The organism is Rodentibacter mrazii, from assembly GCF_001998825.1.
Taxonomy (GTDB): Bacteria; Pseudomonadota; Gammaproteobacteria; order Enterobacterales; family Pasteurellaceae; genus Rodentibacter; species Rodentibacter mrazii.
The window spans coordinates 17959-38620 of record NZ_MLHG01000028.1 but is presented as its reverse complement, the minus strand read 5'-3'; the positions used below and the strand labels follow the sequence as shown (position 1 = coordinate 38620).

At 38.8% G+C, this 20662-nt stretch carries 23 protein-coding genes; 14 read left to right on the top strand and 9 right to left on the bottom strand.

Annotated elements, in window-relative coordinates:
* Positions 1–138: 138 nt before the first annotated feature.
* Positions 139–1494, top strand: a complete 1356-nt coding sequence (gene pcnB, locus BKK47_RS05415; RefSeq protein WP_143529590.1) for a polynucleotide adenylyltransferase PcnB — start codon at positions 139–141, stop codon at positions 1492–1494.
* Entirely contained in the window at positions 1491–1967 is a 477-nt protein-coding gene (folK, locus tag BKK47_RS05410; protein WP_077493883.1) for a 2-amino-4-hydroxy-6-hydroxymethyldihydropteridine diphosphokinase, read from the top strand. Before pcnB ends, folK begins: the two co-directional genes overlap by 4 nt.
* A 66-nt stretch (positions 1968–2033) precedes the next feature.
* Here the strand turns inward: folK and BKK47_RS05405 are convergent, their stop codons facing one another.
* Positions 2034–2375, bottom strand: a complete 342-nt coding sequence (locus BKK47_RS05405) for a DUF496 family protein (protein WP_077493882.1) — start codon at positions 2373–2375, stop codon at positions 2034–2036.
* Positions 2376–2560: 185 nt separating this feature from the next.
* Between BKK47_RS05405 and serC the strand changes: the two genes are divergently transcribed.
* The 3 genes from serC to tpx all read left to right on the top strand — a co-directional run bounded on the left by serC (position 2561) and on the right by tpx (position 5341).
* Positions 2561–3646, top strand: coding sequence for a 3-phosphoserine/phosphohydroxythreonine transaminase (serC, locus tag BKK47_RS05400; RefSeq protein ID WP_077493881.1), 1086 nt, complete (start codon positions 2561–2563; stop codon positions 3644–3646).
* Positions 3647–3724: 78 nt separating this feature from the next.
* Positions 3725–4834, top strand: a complete 1110-nt coding sequence (gene hisC, locus BKK47_RS05395) for a histidinol-phosphate transaminase (RefSeq protein WP_077493880.1) — start codon at positions 3725–3727, stop codon at positions 4832–4834.
* A 9-nt stretch (positions 4835–4843) separates the two neighbouring features.
* A complete protein-coding gene (tpx, locus tag BKK47_RS05390) occupies positions 4844–5341 on the top strand; it encodes a thiol peroxidase (protein ID WP_077493879.1) in 498 nt (165 codons plus the stop codon).
* A gap of 76 nt (positions 5342–5417) precedes the next feature.
* On the opposite strand, the gene serS is transcribed toward tpx, so the two are convergent.
* Entirely contained in the window at positions 5418–6707 is a 1290-nt protein-coding gene (gene serS, locus BKK47_RS05385) for a serine--tRNA ligase (RefSeq protein WP_077493878.1), read from the bottom strand.
* Between the two features lie 247 nt (positions 6708–6954).
* On the opposite strand from serS, the gene BKK47_RS05380 reads away from it, so the two are divergent.
* Positions 6955–7173 (top strand): HP1242/YdcH family protein, encoded by a 219-nt coding sequence (locus BKK47_RS05380; protein ID WP_077493877.1) that lies wholly within the window; start codon positions 6955–6957, stop codon positions 7171–7173.
* A gap of 43 nt (positions 7174–7216) precedes the next feature.
* Here the strand turns inward: BKK47_RS05380 and BKK47_RS05375 are convergent, their stop codons facing one another.
* Positions 7217–8020 carry a hypothetical protein gene (locus BKK47_RS05375; protein WP_077493876.1) on the bottom strand — a complete coding sequence of 268 codons (804 nt, stop codon included), beginning with the start codon at positions 8018–8020 and terminating at the stop codon, positions 7217–7219.
* A 98-nt stretch (positions 8021–8118) separates the two neighbouring features.
* Here BKK47_RS05375 and BKK47_RS05370 point away from each other — a divergent pair, with 98 nt between their 5' ends.
* The 4 genes from BKK47_RS05370 (at position 8119) to BKK47_RS05355 (ending at position 11446) form a co-directional block, all read left to right on the top strand.
* The gene (locus tag BKK47_RS05370; protein ID WP_077493875.1) at positions 8119–8781 is read left to right on the top strand and encodes a trimeric intracellular cation channel family protein; all 663 of its coding nucleotides are present in this window, start codon (positions 8119–8121) and stop codon (positions 8779–8781) included.
* A gap of 313 nt (positions 8782–9094) precedes the next feature.
* Positions 9095–10162 (top strand): bifunctional peptide-methionine (S)-S-oxide reductase MsrA/peptide-methionine (R)-S-oxide reductase MsrB, encoded by a 1068-nt coding sequence (gene msrAB / locus BKK47_RS05365; protein WP_077493874.1) that lies wholly within the window; start codon positions 9095–9097, stop codon positions 10160–10162.
* A 57-nt stretch (positions 10163–10219) separates the two neighbouring features.
* Positions 10220–10861 (top strand): cytochrome c biogenesis protein CcdA, encoded by a 642-nt coding sequence (locus BKK47_RS05360; protein ID WP_077493873.1) that lies wholly within the window; start codon positions 10220–10222, stop codon positions 10859–10861.
* A 114-nt stretch (positions 10862–10975) separates the two neighbouring features.
* Entirely contained in the window at positions 10976–11446 is a 471-nt protein-coding gene (locus tag BKK47_RS05355; RefSeq protein ID WP_077493872.1) for a redoxin domain-containing protein, read from the top strand.
* Between the two features lie 131 nt (positions 11447–11577).
* On the opposite strand, the gene BKK47_RS05350 is transcribed toward BKK47_RS05355, so the two are convergent.
* Entirely contained in the window at positions 11578–11826 is a 249-nt protein-coding gene (locus BKK47_RS05350; RefSeq protein ID WP_077493871.1) for a hypothetical protein, read from the bottom strand.
* Positions 11827–11938: 112 nt separating this feature from the next.
* On the opposite strand from BKK47_RS05350, the gene BKK47_RS05345 reads away from it, so the two are divergent.
* Positions 11939–12487, top strand: a complete 549-nt coding sequence (locus BKK47_RS05345) for a sigma-70 family RNA polymerase sigma factor (protein WP_077493870.1) — start codon at positions 11939–11941, stop codon at positions 12485–12487.
* Between the two features lie 9 nt (positions 12488–12496).
* Positions 12497–12676, top strand: a complete 180-nt coding sequence (locus BKK47_RS05340; protein WP_077493869.1) for a zf-HC2 domain-containing protein — start codon at positions 12497–12499, stop codon at positions 12674–12676.
* A gap of 32 nt (positions 12677–12708) precedes the next feature.
* Here BKK47_RS05340 and BKK47_RS05335 read toward each other — a convergent pair whose 3' ends face one another.
* The gene (locus BKK47_RS05335) at positions 12709–13266 is read right to left on the bottom strand and encodes a YtfJ family protein (RefSeq protein WP_077493868.1); all 558 of its coding nucleotides are present in this window, start codon (positions 13264–13266) and stop codon (positions 12709–12711) included.
* A gap of 169 nt (positions 13267–13435) precedes the next feature.
* On the opposite strand from BKK47_RS05335, the gene proA reads away from it, so the two are divergent.
* Positions 13436–14689, top strand: coding sequence for a glutamate-5-semialdehyde dehydrogenase (gene proA / locus BKK47_RS05330; RefSeq protein WP_077493867.1), 1254 nt, complete (start codon positions 13436–13438; stop codon positions 14687–14689).
* Positions 14690–14746: 57 nt separating this feature from the next.
* Complete coding sequence (locus BKK47_RS05325) at positions 14747–15400, top strand: hypothetical protein (protein WP_077493866.1); 654 nt, start codon at positions 14747–14749, stop codon at positions 15398–15400.
* Positions 15401–15452: 52 nt separating this feature from the next.
* Here BKK47_RS05325 and BKK47_RS05320 read toward each other — a convergent pair whose 3' ends face one another.
* The 4 genes from BKK47_RS05320 to BKK47_RS05305 all read right to left on the bottom strand — a co-directional run bounded on the left by BKK47_RS05320 (position 15453) and on the right by BKK47_RS05305 (position 20530).
* Entirely contained in the window at positions 15453–16973 is a 1521-nt protein-coding gene (locus tag BKK47_RS05320; protein ID WP_077493865.1) for a catalase, read from the bottom strand.
* Between the two features lie 198 nt (positions 16974–17171).
* Complete coding sequence (dnaX, locus tag BKK47_RS05315; RefSeq protein WP_077493864.1) at positions 17172–19256, bottom strand: DNA polymerase III subunit gamma/tau; 2085 nt, start codon at positions 19254–19256, stop codon at positions 17172–17174.
* Between the two features lie 11 nt (positions 19257–19267).
* Positions 19268–19810: an adenine phosphoribosyltransferase gene (gene apt / locus BKK47_RS05310; protein WP_077493863.1), complete on the bottom strand. Its 543-nt coding sequence runs from the start codon at positions 19808–19810 to the stop codon at positions 19268–19270.
* 183 nt (positions 19811–19993) lie between these two features.
* The gene (locus tag BKK47_RS05305; RefSeq protein ID WP_077493862.1) at positions 19994–20530 is read right to left on the bottom strand and encodes an NlpC/P60 family protein; all 537 of its coding nucleotides are present in this window, start codon (positions 20528–20530) and stop codon (positions 19994–19996) included.
* Positions 20531–20662 lie beyond the last annotated feature (132 nt).

The window sequence follows — 20662 nt, the reverse complement described above, 5'->3', positions numbered from 1 at the left end:
GCGTTTAAAAAAACGGAGCTTATTATTCTTACTTATATTAAAAATTTGTTTGGCAAAAAGAAAAAAGTGCGACAGCAAAAAGCACCCCAAGCAAAAGCTCATTCTAGACGAGTTGAGCAACCTGTTACACAACAATATGTGAAAAATACAGCCAATCAATCTCATCGCTATGATAAAAGCGTGATTAAGGCGACAAATTTTGGTATTCATCCACGTATGTTTAGCCGTAATGCGCTTTCCGTGGTTGAAAAATTACAACGCCAAGGATTTGAAGCCTATATTGTTGGCGGTTCTATTCGTGATATGTTACTGGGCAAACATCCAAAAGATTTTGATGTGGCTACCAATGCCCGTCCGGAACAAGTCCAAAATATTTTCCAACGCCAATGTCGCTTGGTCGGTCGTCGTTTCCGTCTCGCTCATATTATGTTTGGTCGCGATATTATCGAAGTGGCAACTTTTCGTGCAAATCATACTGATGTACGTAATGAACGCCAAGCCAAACAGAGTCATGATGGAATGCTCTTGCGTGATAATGTCTATGGCACTATTGAACAAGATGCTGAACGCCGTGATTTCACAATAAATGCCCTTTATTATAATCCGCAAGATAATACATTACGCGATTATTTCAATGGTATTGAAGATTTAAAGGCTGGTAAGTTACGCTTAATTGGTGATCCGATAACCCGTTATCAAGAAGATCCCGTACGTATGTTACGTGCAATCCGTTTTATGGCAAAATTGGATATGTTCCTTGAAAAACCAAGCGAACAGCCTATTCACGAGTTAGCCCATTTGCTAAAAAATATTCCACCGGCACGTTTATTTGATGAAAGTTTAAAATTGCTACAAACCGGTCATGGCGTAAAAACCTATCGTTTATTACACCAATACGGCTTATTTGAGCAGCTATTTCCTAGCCTCATACCTTTTTTTACGGAAAAAGAAGATAGTTTTGCCGAGCGTATGATCGTGACTGCACTCACCTCAACTGACGAACGTGTCGCTGATAAATTACGTATTAATCCTGCATTTTTATTTGCTGCATTTTTCTGGTATCCGTTGCGTGAAAAAGTAGAAATGTTAAAAAATGAAGGGGGATTAAACAACCATGACGCCTACGTTCTTGCCGGCAATGAAGTACTGGATTTATTTTGTCAATCCTTGACTGCTCCACGCCGTCATACAACAGTAATTCGTGATATTTGGTTTTTGCAATTACAATTACTCAAACGTACGGGCTCTACACCTGTACGCGTGATGGAGCACCCTAAATTTCGCGCAGCTTTCGATCTATTGGCAATGCGCGCAGAAGTTGAAGGTGGAGATACTATTGAGCTCGCTAAATGGTGGCATGAATATCAATTCAGTAATAGCGATCAGCGTAACCAGCTTGTAAAAGAGCAGCAAACGTTACGCCCAAAACCGAAGAAAAAATACTTTCGTTCTCGTAAACGTCGCAAACCAAGACCGATAGAAAATAACCAATGATAACTGCATATATTGCTCTTGGTAGCAATCTAAATACACCTGCTGAACAGCTTAATAGTGCGTTGAAAGCAATAAAAAACTTGCCGCAAACCCGACTTATTGCGGTAAGTTCATTCTACCAAAGTAAACCACTTGGTCCGCAAGATCAGCCCGATTATGTCAATGCGGTAGCAAAAATCGAAACGGCTCTTTTTCCATTATTGTTGTTGGATGAATTACAACGTATTGAGAATGAACAAGGACGGGTACGCTTGCGCCGTTGGGGTGAACGAACATTGGATTTGGATATTTTACTTTATAGCAATGAAATGATTCAAAATGAACGTCTAACCATACCCCATTATGATATGTATAATCGGGAATTCGTCATTGTACCTTTGTTGGAAATTACACCGGATCTTATTTTTCCTGATGGGAAAAAACTCTCTGAATTAGCATCGAATTTTATCGATCATTCAATGAAAAAAATCTAAAAAAATAACCGCACTCTAATACTCTCAAAGTGCGGTTATTTTGACTGAATTTTTATGCAGTAATTTTTATTTAGATTTTTTCAATAATTCTGCGTGAGACTTCTTTTGGTCTTTCATCTTTCCACTGATTTTGCGGCGCTGTGTAGAAAGTTCTGCACTACGAATCGTGTAATCATCAATACGTGCTTCATAGTCATCACGCATGTTTTCAATAATAGCGCGAACATCTTCAATATCCATATCATCACGAATATATTGGTTCAAATTATCAAGTAATAACACGCGTTTTTGGTTGTCACGAATTTTACGGCTGATGTCTTCAATATCACGTTTTAGCTTATTTTTTAAACGATACATACGCACATATTCCAACACTTCTTGAAAAGATTGTTTGTTTACGGTTTCCATTACATTACTCCCCCAGATAAATAAATGACTGTAATTTAGCTTTTTTTTTCCTATTCGTCAAAACCTTAAATTTAAATTTTTTGTCCGATATAAAAAAAGCAGAGATTTTTCTAAAAAACGTTGATTATCCGCTTTTCTAGTGATAAAACGTAACCCATTATTTTTCTAAAAATAAGGAAAGCACAATGTCTCAAGTCTTCAATTTTAGTGCCGGACCGGCAATGATTTTTCCTGAAGTACTACACCAAGCACAAGCAGAACTGACTAACTGGTTAGGGCAAGGTGTTTCCGTTATGGAAGTCAGCCACCGCGGAAAATATTTTATGGAACTCATTGCAGAGGCAGAAAAAGATCTACGTGAGGTCTATCACATCCCGGATAACTATCGTGTGTTATTTTTACAAGGTGGTGCACGTGGTCAATTTGCCGCATTGCCGATAAATTTGATTGGTAAAAAAGGCAAAGCACTTTATTTAAACAGCGGACATTGGTCTGCCACAGCGGCGAAAGAAGCCCGTAATTTTGCAGAAATTGATGAAATTACCATTGTTAAAAATGGCGATAATACACATATTACCCGATTAGATTTTAGCGATATTGCCGATCAATATGATTATGTGCACTACTGCCCTAACGAAACCATCAGCGGCGTAGAAATTTTTGATGTTCCAAAGGTTGGCAATACTGTACTCGTCGCGGATATGTCCTCTAATATTCTCTCTCGTGAAATTGATATTAGCAAATTCGGCGTAATTTATGCCGGCGCACAAAAAAATCTCGGTCCTGCCGGTATCACGCTTGTGATTGTTCGTGAAGATTTAATTGGCAATGCACGCAAAGAAACGCCTTCTATTTGGAACTATGGAGTGCAACGCGATGCAGATTCTATGATTAATACTCCGCCAACTTTTGCATGGTATTTATGCTCGCTTGTATTCAAACATATTAAATCGCTCGGTGGCTTGAAAGTGATTGCTAAGCGAAATGAATTAAAGGCGAAAACCCTTTATGATTATATCGATTCCAGCAAACTCTATCGAAATGTTGTGGCAAAAGAAAATCGCTCCACAATGAATGTGACTTTTGTTACCGGCAATCCGGAATTGGATGCAAAATTTGTGGCGGAATCCACGGCTGCCGGTTTACAAGCCCTAAAAGGGCACAAAGTATTAGGCGGTATGCGTGCCTCTATTTACAATGCAATGCCGTTAGAAGGCGTGGAAGCACTCATCAAATTTATGCAAAAATTTGAAGCCGAAAATTTATCTTAATCTTAAGCACAATAATCCGTTTTTACATCAAATATGGGCGTGCGGATACGCCCCTATATTTCAATTCAATATAAAATTATGCAATACATCAACATCACTAATCAGGGGGTAAAATCCCTCTCACCTTATCAAGCCGGCAAACCGATTGAAGAGCTTGAACGTGAACTTGGTATTTCCAATATCGTTAAACTTGCCTCTAATGAAAACCCATTCGGTTTTCCCGAAAGTGCCAAACAAGCAATTATCAACCAGTTAGATCAGCTTACCCGCTATCCCGATGCAAACGGTTTTGAACTAAAACAAACTATTGCAAAAAAATTTGGTGTTCAGCCGAATCAAATTACCTTAGGCAACGGTTCAAACGATTTGCTTGAACTCTTCGCCCATACTTTTGCCGGTGAAGAAGACGAAATCATTTACTCACAATATGCTTTTATCGTTTATCCCCTTGTTACAAAGGCGATTAATGCCATTGCAAAAGAAATTCCGGCAAAGGATTGGGGGCATAATTTAGCGGGATTTTTAACCGCACTTTCTGACAAAACCAAATTAATTTTTATTGCGAATCCGAACAATCCAACGGGGAATTTTCTCACAGAACAAGAAATTGATGCGTTTTTGGCAAAAGTACCAAAAAACGTACTAGTGATATTAGACGAAGCCTATACGGAATTTACTCTGCCCGAAGAACGGGTCGATTCTTTCGGTTTATTGAAAAAATATCCCAATCTCATTGTTTCCCGTTCACTCTCGAAAGCCTATGGATTAGCCGGTTTACGGATTGGCTATGCCGTGTCTAATCCTGAAATTGCTGATTTATTAAACCGTGTTCGTCAGCCGTTTAACTGCAATAGTTTGGCGCTTGCCTCAGCGATTGCCGTGATGAATGATGATGCCTTCATTGAAAAAGTGGCAGAAAATAATCGTGCCGAAATGGCGCGTTATGAAAGTTTCTGCCAACAATATGGCTTGGATTATATTCCCTCAAAAGGCAATTTCATTACCATCGACTTCAAACAGCCTGCAGCCCCGATTTATGAAGCGTTATTACGGGAAGGCGTGATTGTTCGCCCAATTACAGGCTACGGAATGCAAAATCATTTACGTGTGAGTATCGGATTACCTCACGAAAACGACAAATTTTTTACCGCACTAATTAACGTGCTAAATTTAACTCAAGCCAACTAGGAGCTTTTTATGGCAACAGTAACTATGATGGGTAACCCCATTGAAATCAAAGGCAACTTTCCACAAAAAGGTGAAAAAGTTGATAATCTTATCTTAACCAATAAAGATCTGGCGGATGTCAGCTTAGAAAATTTTGCAGGTAAACGCAAAGTATTAAATATTTTCCCAAGTATTGATACCGGTATTTGTGCGACATCAGTACGTGTATTCAACCAACGTGCGGCAAATTTGGAAAATACCGTCGTATTATGTATTTCAGCGGATCTCCCTTTTGCTCAAGCCCGTTTTTGTGGTGCCGAAGGCATTGAAAATGTGCAAACACTTTCTACTTTCCGCCATAAAGATGTTCATGAGAACTTAGGTGTAGCTATTGCAACCGGCCCGATTGCTGGTTTAACCGCCCGCTCTGTGATCGTGTTAGATGAAAACAACAATGTATTACACAGTGAATTGGTATCTGAAATTAAAAGTGAACCGAATTATGATGCCGCAGTAGCTGTATTATAAAAAATCGGTTGTAGTATGTAGAAAACAAAAAATGCGGTTAAAATTGACCGCACTTTTTACTCGCTGAATATTGGGATTATTTGCCAATAACCTCTAATCCGCCCATATACGGGCGTAATACCTCCGGTACGGTAACTGAACCGTCTGCATTTTGATAATTTTCAAGCACGGCAACTAACGTACGCCCTACTGCTAAACCCGAGCCGTTTAACGTATGCGCTAAACGGGTTTTCTTATCGCCTTTTGCTTTGCAGCGGGCTTGCATACGACGGGCTTGGAAATCCCACATATTAGAACAAGAAGAAATCTCACGATAAGTATCCTGTGCCGGCACCCACACTTCCAAATCATAGGTTTTACAAGAACCAAATCCCATATCACCGGTACAAAGCAATACTTTGCGATAAGGAAGATTGAGTAATTGCAATACTTTTTCCGCATGGCCGGTTAATTCTTCAAGGGCTTCCATTGATTTATCCGGATCAACAATTTGCACCATTTCCACTTTATCAAACTGGTGCATACGAATTAATCCTCTCGTATCACGCCCGTAAGATCCTGCCTCTGAACGGAAACACGGCGTATGTGCGGTCATTTTAATCGGTAATTCTGCGTCATCAAGAATCACATCACGGACTAAATTCGTTACCGGTACTTCCGCCGTTGGAATTAAGGCGTAAGGCTGCTCCCCTTCTAAAGCATTGGTGTGAAATAAATCCTCACCAAATTTTGGTAATTGCCCTGTACCGTAAAGAGTTGCATGATTCACCAAATAAGGCACATAGGTTTCTAAATAACCATGTTGTTCCGAGTGAAGATCCAACATAAATTGGGCTAAAGCACGGTGCATTTTAGCAATTTGACCTTTCATCACAGCAAAACGCGCCCCCGCCAATTTTGCTCCGGCAGCAAAATCCAAACCGTCAATTTGCTCGCCTAAAGTAACATGATCCTTAATTTCAAAATCAAAAATTCTTGGCGTTCCCCAACGTAAAATTTCGAGGTTTTCCGAATCATCTTTACCAAGCGGCACTTCATCTGCCGGTAAATTTGGAATGGTTAATGCAATTTGATTGATTTCCGCCAAAACTTCATCTAATTGAGTTTTCGCTTCATTTAATTGGTTGCCCATATTATCGACTTCAGCAAGTAATGGGGCAATATCCTCACCACGGGCTTTTGCCGCACCGATAGCTTTCGAGCGAGTATTACGTTCCGCCTGCAAGGTTTCGGTTTTAACTTGAAGCGTTTTACGCTGTTCTTCCAACGCCACAAGTTTTTCGGTATCAAGAATGAAGTTACGTTTAATTTTTAGTTTTTCTGCGACTTCCGCTAAATTATTGCGGATTAGATTCGGATCAATCATTGAACGTCCTTAGTATTTGTTGAAATGAGAGTAGTCGTATTCTAGCGTGGATTGATAAAATAAACCAGTTAAAAGCCAAGCAATAACAAGGATTTTATAAAAATAAAAAAATTTTAAACCGTCATTTTTCACGGTTAAACACAGTGATTTTATTTTTGATCCAGTTCACACTTTTACTACTCCACACTATTAATTTTTTATAAAAAGAGTAAAGTAAAGAAAGTTTTTATCAAAATAGGAGCTTAATATGTTTCCCGAATTCAGAGACTTAATCACTAAACTTAAAAATAATGATGCTTACTTTGAGCGTCTATTTAACAAGCATAATGAATTGGATCAAGATATTAAAAATAAAGAAGAAAACATTCAGCTTGCAACCCATACGGAAATTGAAATCTTAAAGAAAGAAAAACTACGAATTAAAGATGAGCTTTATGCTTACTTGAAAAAGAAAGCAACGGAATAGAAGACCAAAGTGCGGTTAAAATTAACCGCACTTTTTTGTTTTTCTATACAAATACCATCCATAATGGCAGGCAAACACTGATAAAAAGCAAAATGAATAATGTGTTTAGGCTTAATGTCCATTTTTGAAAACTATGAATAACTAAAATCGCCGCAATCACAAAATGGCAAATAAAATAAATGCTATAGGCAAAAATACTTTCCGGATTGAACGCACTCTGCAAACCAATGAAAATTAAAAAAATGAATATTGCCAACGCATTTAAAGCCAGTAATATAATCATTAACAATGGCAACAAGGCAATAAAATTTTGTAAGCGATTTTTTGCTATCACTAACACTAAGTTAGTCAATATCACACCGGCTAAAATCGGTGCAATAGGGTTATATTCAGCGAAAGCCGACATAGGTAGCCGGCTAAACAGTATAAAATAACTCAATCCACCTAACCCCGCCACCAAAATTGCCATCAATAAAAAACTATTACGGGCTTTTTCAACGTTTAATTGTTTCCAAATAAAGTACACTACGGATAAACCGCACAAGCTCATGATATTGGTAAGGGTATGATGATAATCAAGTAAAAGGCTCACAACCATCCATACTATCCAATATAATGCAAAGGCTAAATTTACTTTAACCAGCCGCCCTCTCTGTCCGGGGCAAATTTCACCTTTATAAAATACCAGTAAAGAAAGTAATTGTGCCACCAACACCGCTAAACCTAAATGAGGAATCGCTTGTGTTTGAAGTTTTAACGCAAAGATAAAAATATCAATAGCCAACACCATAAAAATAGTAAGTATAGAGAGTAGCAGTAAGACAGATTTGGAGGATTGTTCAGACATAATTGAAAAATATAGAAAAATAATGCGTCATTATGCTAAAAATTCACAATGTTTTAAAGTAGAATGAACGGGATTTTGACCGCACTTTAGGAACTCAAATGTTACTCAGCATTTTATATATTATCGGTATCACAGCCGAAGGTATGACCGGCGCATTAGCTGCCGGTAGAGAAAAAATGGACATTTTCGGGGTGATTATTATTGCCTCAGTAACCGCTATCGGAGGCGGTTCTGTACGTGATGTGCTATTAGGTCATTACCCATTAGGCTGGGTTAAACATCCAGAATATTTTTTAATTGTTGCAACCGCTGCGGTGATAACTGTCTATGTTGCTCCTTTTATTAATCATTTTATGCGCTACTTCCGCACGATTTTCTTAGTGTTGGATGCCATGGGATTAGTCGTATTTTCTATCATCGGCGCACAAATCGCTATGGATATGGGGCATAGTCTCACGATTGTCTGTATCGCAGGTTGTATTACCGGTGCATTTGGTGGTGTATTACGTGATTTACTCTGCAATCGTATTCCTCTTGTTTTCCAAAAGGAACTTTATGCCAGTGTCTCTCTTTTTGCTACTCTCACTTATTACGCACTTAGCACACTCAAAATAGAACATATCATTGCAGTCTTAATCACTTTAATCACGAGCTTTACATTAAGGGTTTTAGCTATTCGTTTTGAATGGGGACTACCGGTATTTAACTACCAAGAATTGTCGCAAGAAGAACAAGATAAACTACCAAAGAAAACAAAATAATTACAGAGTCTGTAAATTCTCTTTCGCGAACACTTGCTATGCCAATGACGCTTGGACCTATTGAAAAATAGGTCCAATTTTGTGTCCGTAAAAAACCGACACCACTATTCTTATCAACCAGAAATTGAAAAAATAGGAATTTTATCCAAATCCCCGTTGCATCTAAAAATTGATGAACAAAAAATGGGTTACTTTTTACCGCACTTTTCTCTTCTCCATCACACCACAAACGCCAAACTCAAAAAATCTGTAAGAAATGAAAACTTGCCTCGTCTAAAACAATATAACTTGAATATTGAAGGAGGACCCTATTATGAAATTTTCAAAAATCTTTCTACTTTTAACCGCACTTTGTGCTACAAGCCAATCAATTTGGGCAGTAGAAAAAAACATGTCAATGCAAAACACGGAGCAAAAACCCATGATTAAACCTCAACAAAATCTACGTGAAATTTATTTAGCCGGTGGTTGCTTTTGGGGGGTAGAGGCGTATATGGAACGCATTTACGGCGTGAAAGATGCGGTTTCAGGCTATGCCAATGGCAATACGGATAAAACCAGCTATACGCTTTTAGCCGTTACAGATCACGCTGAGGCGGTCAAAGTCACTTACGATGCAAGCGAAATTTCACTGGATAAACTGCTGCAATATTATTTTAAAGTGATCGATCCAACCAGTGTGAATAAACAAGGCAATGACCGAGGGCGACAATATCGTACGGGGATTTACTATCAAGATAGCACAGACAAAACCGTAATCGACCGTGCGATTGCCACACTTCAAACGAAGTACAAAAATAAAATTCAAATTGAAGTACAACCCCTTAAAAACTACACAGAAGCAGAAGAATATCACCAAGATTATTTGAAAAAAAATCCCAATGGCTATTGCCATATCGACATTACACAGGCAGACGAACCGATGATTAACGAGAAAGATTACCCAAAACCAAGCGATGAAACTCTCAAAGCGGCATTAACCCCATTGCAATATTCGGTGACTCAGAATAAGCACACGGAGCGTTCCTTCAGCAATGAATACTGGGATAACTTCCAGCCGGGCATTTATGTCGATGTCACAACCGGTGAACCGCTGTTTTCATCCAATGATAAATTTGAATCGGGTTGTGGTTGGCCAAGTTTCACTCACCCTATTGCCAAAGAAGTCGTGCATTATCAAACGGACAACAGTTTTAATATGCAACGCACTGAAGTGCTAAGTCGCAGTGGTAACGCTCATTTAGGACATGTTTTTGATGACGGTCCGAAAGATAAAGGCGGTTTGCGTTATTGTATCAACAGTGTCTCCATCAAATTTATACCTTTGGCTGAGATGGAAAAAGCCGGATATGGGTATTTAATAAAAACCATTAAAAAATAATGTTGTAAGGTGTGCGAACGCCTTTACACACCTTACAAAATATAAGGAAATGAAACAATGTTAGATCAACAACTTCTTATCGGTACGGTATTTTTAGCGGGGATAGCCTCTTTTCTTTCCCCTTGTATTTTTCCAATTATCCCGATTTATTTTGGTATTCTCAGTAAAGGAGGAAAAAAAGTCCTTAACACTTTTTTATTTATCTTAGGGCTTTCACTTACCTTTGTGAGCCTAGGCTTTAGCTTTGGTTTTTTAGGGAATATTTTATTCAGTGATACGACCCGTGTGATTGCCGGTATTATCGTGATTATTCTCGGAATTCATCAACTTGGTATCGTTAAAATCGACTTGCTTGAGCGTACTAAATTATTGGAAATCAAAACATCGGGAAAATCCACCGCACTTGAAGCATTTGTGCTTGGCTTAACTTTCAGCCTTGGTTGGACACCTTGCATTGGACCAATTCTTGCCTCTGTCCTTGCGCTGTCCGGTGATGAAGGTTCAGCTATTTACGGTGCTGCGATGATGCTTGTTTATGTCTTTGGTTTGGCTACCCCCTTTATGCTGTTCTCACTATTCTCAGACAGCTTGCTTAAACGAACTAAAAGCTTAAACAAGCATTTAAACAAGTTCAAAATCGGTGGCGGAATTTTGATTATTGTGATGGGATTTTTATTAATCACCAATAATTTAGCCTAGCATTTGCTATGCAGGTTCTTAAACCAAGCCATATCATAAGTTTAAAAAAACCCCAATGTGGCTTGAATTGAATAAACCCAACTCTTGGTATGACAAAACAAAAAGGAAAAACAAATGAAAAAACTACTCTCAATCTTATTAATGGCATTCAGCCTTCAGACTTTCGCAACAACCAACTTAGCAGACATTCCCCTCAAGGATTTAAACAATCAACCTGTTACTCTTGACCAATACAAAGGCGAACCGGTGTATATCAAAATGTGGGCATCATGGTGTCCCATCTGTTTAGCAGGCTTGGCGGAAATTGATGATTTAAGTGCCGAGCAACATCAAAAGTTTGAAATCATTACCATCGTTTCACCTTCTCATAAAGGTGAAAAAACAACGGCTGATTTCATTGAATGGTACAAAGGTTTAGACTACAAAGATATTACGGTATTACTGGATGAAAAAGGGGAAATTATTGATCGTGCACGTGTTCGTGGTTATCCTTTTAATGTATTTTTAGATGCTGATTTAAATGTCAAAAAAACCGTACCGGGACATTTAAATACAGAGAAAATTCGCCAATTTGCCGAGCAATAATGCATCCAAAAGTTGAGGGAGATAGTTGAATATCTCTCCTTATTTAATGATCTATGGGTATCTGCAAAAGGATTAATGAATGATTTAGGTGATCGACTAAGCGATCACCATTAAACTAGAATAGTTGTTTACTACATATTATTTTTCATGTTGTTCTTCATCATATTGTCGGATTTCATTTTCATGTTGTCCTTCATCATGCTATCGGATTTCATTTTCATGTCATCTTTCATCATATTGTCAGATTTCATTTGCATAGATTCTTCACAACCCATTTTGTCTTTTGAACAGTCGGTGTGCATTGATGAGGCATAAACATTTGCTGCACCTAATACAACCGCTATACTGATGATTGTACTTTTTAATGTGATATTTTTCATTTTTAGTTTCCTTCTATAAGTGATACATTATTTTTTGAATGAACTTTATTCATTCATTGATGTTAGACGAAGAAACTTTTCATTTCTTACAAAATTTTTTAAAGGAATAGCAATGTCTAGTCAAATTTCTGAAAAGGAATTGAATGATATTCGGCAGCAGATGCTGAAATTTGCCGAATTACAATTACACAACCATGAGCTTGCAGAAGATCTTGTGCAAGAATCCTTTTTAAGTGCGTTTAAAAATATCGAGCATTTTAAACGTAAGGCGGCATTTAAAACCTGGATGTTTGCCATTCTAAAAAATAAAATTATCGATTATTTGCGCCAAAAAGGACGGTTTGTTTTAGAAAGTGAAATAGAAGAGGAAGATTCGCCGAATACGTTTTTTGATGAATCCGGTCACTGGAATTTGGCATGCACACCGAGTAATTTAAAAGAACATGAAGAAAAAGTTTATTCTGAAGAATTTTGGCTAATTTTTGAAACCTGCCTGACTTGTCTACCGGCTCAACAAGCACGAATTTTTATGATGCGTGAATTTTTAGAATTATCGTCAGATGAAATTTGTCATGAAACGCAGTTAAGCATATCTAATTTGCATACCACACTTTACCGTGCACGCTTACAACTGCAACATTGTCTTTCTCGGAAATTATAAGGAGCCTCTATGCGTTGCCGTCAAGCTACAAGAATCATTTCAGATTCCTATGAACGTCCATTAACTTTACAAGAAAAAGTCGGTTTACGTCTTCATTTAGTGACCTGTCCTCATTGCCGTAATTTTAAGCAAAATTGTAGCGAGCTAAGTCAATTAATGAAAGAATTTGCAAAAAGCGCCAAAAAATAAAAACGCGGAAGTTTTAAGCTTCCGCACGAATATTACTTCGTCAATTCTGTTATCAAAGAAATAACTGCCTGAATATCTGTCTGAGACAATTTTCCTTCTTTCACAAATTTCACTTTGCCTTTTTTATCCAACACAATAATCGCGCTGTCTTTGGTATTCAAATGCCAAGCGTTTTTCACCGCACTTTTATCATCCAGCACTACTTGGCTATGTGGGTTTTCTATTTTTCCTTTTTCCGCACTGCTTTTCACAAACATACCAGTGCCGACAATGGCATCATCAGCATTGATAATAGTGGTAGTCTGGTAGTGGATTGGAGCAAAATGAGCTGCTTTAATGGCATCAATCATCCCTTGATTTTTTTCTTTTGCCGCCGTTCTTCCTGCAAGATGATGAATAACCCGCACTTTCCCCACTAATGAGGAAGATGTCCAAGTTTGGAATTTAGCTTCTTTCCCTGCAAGTATAATTTCACCATATTCCACAACTTTTACTGACGGCAATGGTTGTTCAAGTTGTAAATTATGTGCAAACGCAAAACGGCTTAGCATCAGTGAGCCTAATACAAAAATTAAAATTTGTTTTTTCATTTGTATTCCTTTAAAAATCATTTAAAAAACGACCGCTCTTTTGGAGAATGCCTCATTATTTCTAGTTCTAGAAATATAAGTTTTCTCCAAATCCTACTATTAAGCATTTAATCTTCTTAATTTTTCAGATAAGCTACGCATCATTATTTTACCTTTAGAGAGACATAGTATGTTAGAACAAATGGGAAAACAAGCCAAAGCGGCAGCTTTTGTGTTGGCACAATTAAGTACTGTGGAAAAAAATCGTGCTTTAACTATTATTGCTAAGCAGTTGGAACAACAAACAGATCGCATTTTAGCCGAGAATGCCAAAGATATTGAACTGGCAAAACAAAACGGGCTGTCAGAAGCCTTGATTGATCGCCTTTTGCTCACCCCTGAGCGTTTACAAGGCATTGCCAATGATGTCCGCCATGTAATTTCCCTTGCCGATCCGGTAGGTAAAGTCATTGATGGGGGAACACTGGATAGCGGTTTAAAAATTGAACGTATCCGCACACCCATTGGGGTGATCGGTACGATTTATGAAGCACGCCCGAATGTCACTATCGATGTGGCAAGCCTTTGTCTAAAAACCGGCAATGCGGTGATTTTGCGAGGGGGAAAAGAAACCCAATTCTCTAATAATATCTTAGTAGAAGTACTACAAAATGCCCTTGAGCAAGCCGGATTGCCTAAATTCGCAGTGCAAGCCATTACTGATCCTAATCGGGATCTTGTGATGCAATTATTAAAACTGGATCGCTATGTAGATATGATTATTCCTCGTGGTGGTGCAGGCTTACACGAACTTTGTAAACAACATTCTACGATTCCGGTGATTATAGGCGGTGTCGGTGTTTGTCATACCTTTGTGGAAGAAAGTGCGGATCAAAATCAAGCCGTTTTAGTTATCGACAATGCGAAAACTCAGCGTCCAAGCACCTGTAATACGCTAGAAACCCTACTTGTTCAAGAGTCTATTGCTACTGAATTCTTACCTAAACTCGTGGCTCAACTTTCAGCGAAAAAGGTAAAATATCACGCAAAATCAACCGCACTTGAGATATTAAAACAAGCCGGAGCAAGCGTGGATGAAGTGACTGATCAACAATTACGTGAAGAATGGGGATCGCTTGATTTAAATGTCGTGATCGTGAAAGATATTCAGGCTGCAATTGCCCATATTCGTGAATATGGCACACAGCATTCAGAAAGCATTTTAACCGCCTCTCAAACTCTAGCACGCCAGTTTGTGAATCAAGTGGATGCAGCAGCGGTTTATGTGAACGCAAGCACACGTTTCACCGATGGCGGACAATTTGGCTTAGGCGCAGAGGTCGCCGTCAGCACCCAAAAACTTCATGCTCGTGGTCCTATGGGATTAGAAGCCCTTACCACTTACAAATGGGTGTGTGAAGGAAACTACAGCACAAGAAAATAACGATTATTTCTACCGCACTTTTCATCAATAAAGTGCGGTTATTTTTAGGAGAATTTTATGAAAAAATTACTTTCACTACTTATTATCATTGCTGCCTTAATCGGCATTGCCGCTGTACAACCTTCTGCAACCGATAACAATACTGACGATGGCAAACGAAATTTTGTGGTTTCGCTCGTGGCAAAATATTTTCCGTTTGAAGCGGAAGATCTTGTTGCATGGTACGATAAAAATATTGTTTATGCTGATAATCCAACAGACACTGCCGTGACGTTTAAATTAGATGAAAAAGAAATCACCCTTGCCGCTCATCAAACCCAAAAACTCATGTTAGAACCGGGACAACATCGCTTGGAATTGAGTGATGGTAAAGTGATTGAATTAACACAGAAAGAAGGAACAAACCGCTCTATCTTAAACCCAACTGCCTCGCCTTATTTCTTTTGGAAAACTGTTTATGGTTCCGTGAGTTTACCCATTGAATATAAAACCGTAACAATAGCTGGAAAACCCTATGAAGGACCTTTTGAGGTGAGTAATGAATATTTGATTACACGTATAGGCAATCAACCTTGGCGATTTGGTTTAGATGAATCAATTCCTGACACCATCGCCGTCAATAATGATCGGAATACTTACACCTTAATTTTTAGTAAAGCCTATCGATTACCGGATTTTATCAACGCCTACCCAATGCTGTCGGCGCAATAAATAAAAAAGGTTGATGCCATTTTGACATCAACCTTTTTGCTTATTCAGTGAATTATAATAAGCCGCCTTGACCTAAAGCCGGATCGGTTTCACGAGCTTTCAATGCATCTTCTACGGTTAAACCTAATGCTTTTGCCACTCCTTCACCGTATGCAGGATCACACCAGTGACAGTTACGGATATGACGATATTTGATGAAATCAGGTGCATCACCCATTGCCGCTGCGGTATTATTGAATAACACTTGTTTTTGCTCTGCATTCATTAAGTTAAACAATGCGCGCGGTTGGCTGAAGTAATCGTTATCATCTTGATGATAATCCCAGAATGCTGCATCACCATTAATGCGAAGTGGTGGTTCAGCAAAGTCCGGTTGTTGCTGCCATTGATTAAAGCTGTTTGGCTCATAATGCGGTAAGCTACCATAATTACCATCTACACGACCTTGACCATCACGTTGGTTACTATGAACCGGGCAACGAGGGCGGTTTACCGGAATTTGACGATAATTCACCCCTAAGCGGTAACGTTGTGCATCAGCATAGTTGAATAAACGAGCTTGTAACATTCTATCCGGGCTTGCACCGATTCCTGGGACTAAATTGCTTGGTGCGAAAGCAGATTGCTCTACATCAGCAAAGAAGTTTTCAGGGTTACGGTTAAGTTCAAACTCACCCACTTCAATTAACGGATAGTCTTTTTTCGGCCATACTTTGGTTAAATCAAACGGATGGTAAGGCACTTTTTCTGCATCGGCTTCCGGCATCACTTGGATAAACATTTTCCATTTCGGGAAATCACCACACTCAATGGCTTCATATAAATCACGTTGATGAGTTTCACGATCATTTGCGATTAACTCTGCCGCTTCCTCATTCGTGAAATTTTTGATGCCTTGTTGAGTATGGAAATGGAATTTCACCCAGAAACGTTCGCCCGCTTCATTCCAGAAACTATAAGTGTGAGAACCATAACCGTGCATATGACGATAACTTGCCGGAATACCACGATCACTCATTACGATGGTCACTTGGTGTAATGCTTCAGGTAATAATGTCCAGAAATCCCAGTTATTGGTCGCTGAACGCATATTGGTGCGTGGATCGCGTTTTACTGCTTTGTTTAGATCCGGGAATTTGCGAGGGTCACGTAAGAAGAACACCGGTGTATTGTTACCCACCATATCCCAGTTACCTTCTTCGGTGTAGAATTTTAATGCAAAACCACGAATATCACGTTCTGCATCTGCCGCACCACGTTCACCTGCTACGGTAGTGAAACGTGCGAACATTTCAGTTTTTTTACCCACTTCGCTAAAGATTTTAGCACGCGTATATTTGGTGATGTCGTGTGTTACGGTAAAAGTACCAAATGCACCTGAACCTTTTGCGTGCATACGACGCTCAGGAATGACTTCACGGACGAAATCCGCTAGTTTTTCATTAAGCCATAAATCTTGCGCAAGCAATGGACCGCGCGGACCGGCTGTTAAGCTGTTTTGGTTATCGGCAACAGGTGCGCCATTTCCCATTGTTAAAGGCGTTGAATGAGAAAACGGACATTTTGATGTCATAATATGCTCCTTTGGATTGAGTTTAAGTAGATTTCGTGTGGAATAATATCAAAAGGTTTAAACGATTAAAATCTATCAAATTAATCAAAAAAACCAATTTAAAAATTTTCTCTATAAAAAAACCGCACTTTTCATTCGCTAACATTTATAAAGTGCGGTCTATTTTCTCTCCATTTTACAACTACGTTTAAAACTAATCTAAACAGGACGAATACTATCAATATCCAATTTAGCATCAAATTCCTGTTGTAGAAGAAGGAGTTTTTTATCCTGTTGAAGCTCGTCTCGAGCTTGCTCCCGCAAACCTTGATAAATTCTTTTACGATAAGTCATTGGCGTTGCTATATCACGATCATCTAATTGGATATCAACGGTTAGTAACTTGTCATAAAATTGGCTGAATGCTTCAGCCAATAAATAAATACTCCGTTCTTGGCGTAAATGCGCTTTGCTTGAATGAAGCCCCAGACAAATTTTATTTTCAGATTTATCAAGTAAAAAGCAATTTAGCGCCAATTCTTTTGAAAAACCACTCACTCCAGAGCTTTCCACAATGTTAGCCCATTCATCCTGTTCTTGTGTCATTTCAATGATACGTGAATTCAGCTCCGGCGTAATATCTTTTAAGATAGCCTGCTTAATATCAGAAGGCGCAACAGTCGCCGTTTCTTTTGCTAATTCCGGATTACGCCATTCCCAACGATAATTTCCTGCCCCAATAATATCCTGTTCTTCCTGTTCCAAGTCAGAATTATCTTCCATTGTGTTCATGATAGTTTGAACATTTTTAGACATTTCCGACATATTTTTTGAAATTGTCGGCTTGGCTTTCTTGGGAGGCGTCATTTCACGCACAGGAAGTGCGGTCATTTTTCGCTGTGTTTTTTGTGCATCAAGTGTTTGCACCTGATGTATTGCTTCATTCACAGCATCATTCACTTCTTTTTGCCGGACTTGTCGTTCACTGGTTTCAATTTGATCAAGCTGTTTTAGTGCTTCTAACGCTGCCAGCCCAGCGAAATTTACTTCGTTATTTGTTGAAGGGGAAGAAATAGGTTGAACGGACTTCGTTTTCTTATAGTTAGATTTAATATTTTGCGACAACACCGGCATATTAATATAATTGCCTTCGTTTTCAACGACACCTTTCGCAGGAGAATCTGTAACATTGGCAGGCAAACTTGCCTTAGATGTTGCCGTAAGAAACTTTGGGTGGAATGCCAATGCCCTCAATAGGGTCATTTCTACCCCTACACGATAATTTGGTGCTGCATTCAGCTCTTTTCTGCCTGAAACAACCACTTGATAGAAAAACTGTACGTCTTCCGGTGAGATATGTTTCGCAAGGAAAGCAAGATGCTCATTTTCATGCACTGAATTTTGAGGCAATAGCTGCATTAATGCAATTTGGTGAAGTTTTTCCGCCACTTCCGCCAATAACTGCTCCCAATCACCGGCTTTTTCAGAGACAGTTTGAAGAATTTTCATCAAACGTTCACCGTTCCCCTGATGTAGAGCATAAATAACATCAATAGCTTGAGTATCATCTAATAAGCCTAACATTGTATTCACCACGTTCACCGTAACGTGGCGGTCGCCCATTGCAATAGCTTGGTCAGTTAAGCTTAAACTGTCCCTAATTCCGCCCTGGGCAGCTTTCGCCAGCTTGTCTAAAGCTAAGGGTTCAAAAGGAATATTTTCTTGGGTGAGAACATTCGCAAGATGTTGCGAAATTTGCTGTTCATCTAACGCTTTTAGATGAAATTGCATACAGCGGGATAAAATCGTTACCGGGAGTTTTTGCGGATCCGTCGTAGCCAGCAAAAATTTTACATACTCAGGCGGCTCTTCCAACGTTTTAAGTAGTGCATTAAAAGAATGGCGCGACAGCATATGCACTTCATCGATTAAATACACTTTAAAACGCCCAATCACCGGTTTATATTGCACGTTATCAAGTAATTCACGTGTATCCTCTACTTTTGTCCGTGAAGCCGCATCGATCTCAATCAGATCAATGAATGTTCCCCGTTCAATAGCTTGACAATTTTCACATTCGCCACAAGGATGATCCGTAATACCGTTTCTAATGCAATTCAGACCTTTGGCAAAAAGGCGTGCAATAGAAGTCTTTCCCACACCACGCGTACCCGAAAACAGATATGCATGATGAAGCCGCTGTTCTTTTAATCCATTAGAAAGTGCGGTAATAATATGCCCTTGCCCGACTACCTCCTCAAAGGTTTGAGGTCGCCATTTTCGGGCTAAAACTTGATAACTCATCGGTTGTTTTGTTAATGACCTTCAAAATTGACTAAAGTATAGCAATCCACGCCTAAATCATTTAGACGTTTCTCACCGCCAAGTTCCGGTAAATTAATCACAAATGCCGCGTGATTAACTTTTCCGCCTAAACGCTCGACAAGTTTAACCGTTGCTTCTACAGTACCGCCTGTCGCGAGTAAATCATCAATAATTAATACATTATCCCTCGGAGAAACTGCGTCAGTATGTATTTCTAAGGTATCTTGCCCATATTCCAATTGATAAGATTGAGAAATTGTTTCACGGGGTAATTTTTTAGGTTTTCTAACTAATTCAAAAGGTAAACCTAGTGCAATCGCAACCGGTGCACCAAAAATAAAACCACGGGATTCAGTACCCAATACTTTAGTAATATTTTTAGTACGGTATTGTTCAACGATCAGCTCAATACTCGCTTTGAATGCAGCCGGTACTTCTAGCAAGGAGGTGATATCACGAAAGATAATTCCCTCTTTTGGATAATTAGGAATAGATTTGATAGACGATTTAATAAGTTCAAGTTGTTTATTCATAAATGAGCTCAATGGTAAAGTGAGACAATGTCAATTTTTTGAGCCCAGATTCTATCATAAAATGCTAGAAAAAATGGAAATTTCCTGACGTAATGCAATATAAAAAATCTTCAAAAACAAAAAGGCTAAATGAAATTGACCTCTCATTTAGCCTTAAAAAATACTTAAAAAAACAACCGCACTTTACATAATACGACGTGATTGGGTATAAGTTCTTGCCCAATAGTTTTCATCTAAGGAGCTAATGGTAACCCCTTGGCTGGAGCTTGCATGCATAAATTGGTTGTTACCAATATAAACACCAACATGGTGGTTACCGCGGAAGAAGACGAGATCACCTTTTTGTAATTCATGCTTACTGATTTTACGCCCTAAATAACGTTGTTCCGCTGTAGAACGAGGAAGTTTAATCCCATAAGCATTCAAAAAAGTCGTTTGCATAAACGCTGAGCAATCAATACCACGTTTACTACTTCCGCCCATTCTATAACGCGTTCCTGCCCATTCATTATAAACGCCGGCAAGTGCTTTATCGCCAACTAAACCGGAACGGGGACGGTTTGTTCTTAATGTGCGATGAATACTACCATCACCCTTTTCTAATTTACTTATTAATCCGCTGAGTTGAGCATCATCACTTTCTGATATTTTATTATTCCCACTTGAACACGCAGTAGCGAGCGTGATAACTCCAGTAATTATTAAAAGTCGCTTTAACATATTAAAAAATTTAAAAGAATCAAAATTATAAAAAAACTCTCCGAGGCTATCAAATGTAAAGGTAAATAGCCAGCTAAAATTGAATTTTTATACCAATTTATAATATGATTTCTAAAAAATAAAGGCAATTCA

Coding starts and splice junctions, on each gene's coding strand:
- folK (WP_077493883.1), top strand. CDS start 1,491: ATGATAACTGCATATATTGCTCTTGGTAGCAATCTAAATACACCTGCT.
- BKK47_RS05405 (WP_077493882.1), bottom strand. CDS start 2,375: ATGGAAACCGTAAACAAACAATCTTTTCAAGAAGTGTTGGAATATGTG.
- serC (WP_077493881.1), top strand. CDS start 2,561: ATGTCTCAAGTCTTCAATTTTAGTGCCGGACCGGCAATGATTTTTCCT.
- hisC (WP_077493880.1), top strand. CDS start 3,725: ATGCAATACATCAACATCACTAATCAGGGGGTAAAATCCCTCTCACCT.
- tpx (WP_077493879.1), top strand. CDS start 4,844: ATGGCAACAGTAACTATGATGGGTAACCCCATTGAAATCAAAGGCAAC.
- serS (WP_077493878.1), bottom strand. CDS start 6,707: ATGATTGATCCGAATCTAATCCGCAATAATTTAGCGGAAGTCGCAGAA.
- BKK47_RS05380 (WP_077493877.1), top strand. CDS start 6,955: ATGTTTCCCGAATTCAGAGACTTAATCACTAAACTTAAAAATAATGAT.
- BKK47_RS05375 (WP_077493876.1), bottom strand. CDS start 8,020: ATGTCTGAACAATCCTCCAAATCTGTCTTACTGCTACTCTCTATACTT.
- BKK47_RS05370 (WP_077493875.1), top strand. CDS start 8,119: ATGTTACTCAGCATTTTATATATTATCGGTATCACAGCCGAAGGTATG.
- msrAB (WP_077493874.1), top strand. CDS start 9,095: ATGAAATTTTCAAAAATCTTTCTACTTTTAACCGCACTTTGTGCTACA.
- BKK47_RS05360 (WP_077493873.1), top strand. CDS start 10,220: ATGTTAGATCAACAACTTCTTATCGGTACGGTATTTTTAGCGGGGATA.
- BKK47_RS05355 (WP_077493872.1), top strand. CDS start 10,976: ATGAAAAAACTACTCTCAATCTTATTAATGGCATTCAGCCTTCAGACT.
- BKK47_RS05350 (WP_077493871.1), bottom strand. CDS start 11,826: ATGAAAAATATCACATTAAAAAGTACAATCATCAGTATAGCGGTTGTA.
- BKK47_RS05345 (WP_077493870.1), top strand. CDS start 11,939: ATGTCTAGTCAAATTTCTGAAAAGGAATTGAATGATATTCGGCAGCAG.
- BKK47_RS05340 (WP_077493869.1), top strand. CDS start 12,497: ATGCGTTGCCGTCAAGCTACAAGAATCATTTCAGATTCCTATGAACGT.
- BKK47_RS05335 (WP_077493868.1), bottom strand. CDS start 13,266: ATGAAAAAACAAATTTTAATTTTTGTATTAGGCTCACTGATGCTAAGC.
- proA (WP_077493867.1), top strand. CDS start 13,436: ATGTTAGAACAAATGGGAAAACAAGCCAAAGCGGCAGCTTTTGTGTTG.
- BKK47_RS05325 (WP_077493866.1), top strand. CDS start 14,747: ATGAAAAAATTACTTTCACTACTTATTATCATTGCTGCCTTAATCGGC.
- BKK47_RS05320 (WP_077493865.1), bottom strand. CDS start 16,973: ATGACATCAAAATGTCCGTTTTCTCATTCAACGCCTTTAACAATGGGA.
- dnaX (WP_077493864.1), bottom strand. CDS start 19,256: ATGAGTTATCAAGTTTTAGCCCGAAAATGGCGACCTCAAACCTTTGAG.
- apt (WP_077493863.1), bottom strand. CDS start 19,810: ATGAATAAACAACTTGAACTTATTAAATCGTCTATCAAATCTATTCCT.
- BKK47_RS05305 (WP_077493862.1), bottom strand. CDS start 20,530: ATGTTAAAGCGACTTTTAATAATTACTGGAGTTATCACGCTCGCTACT.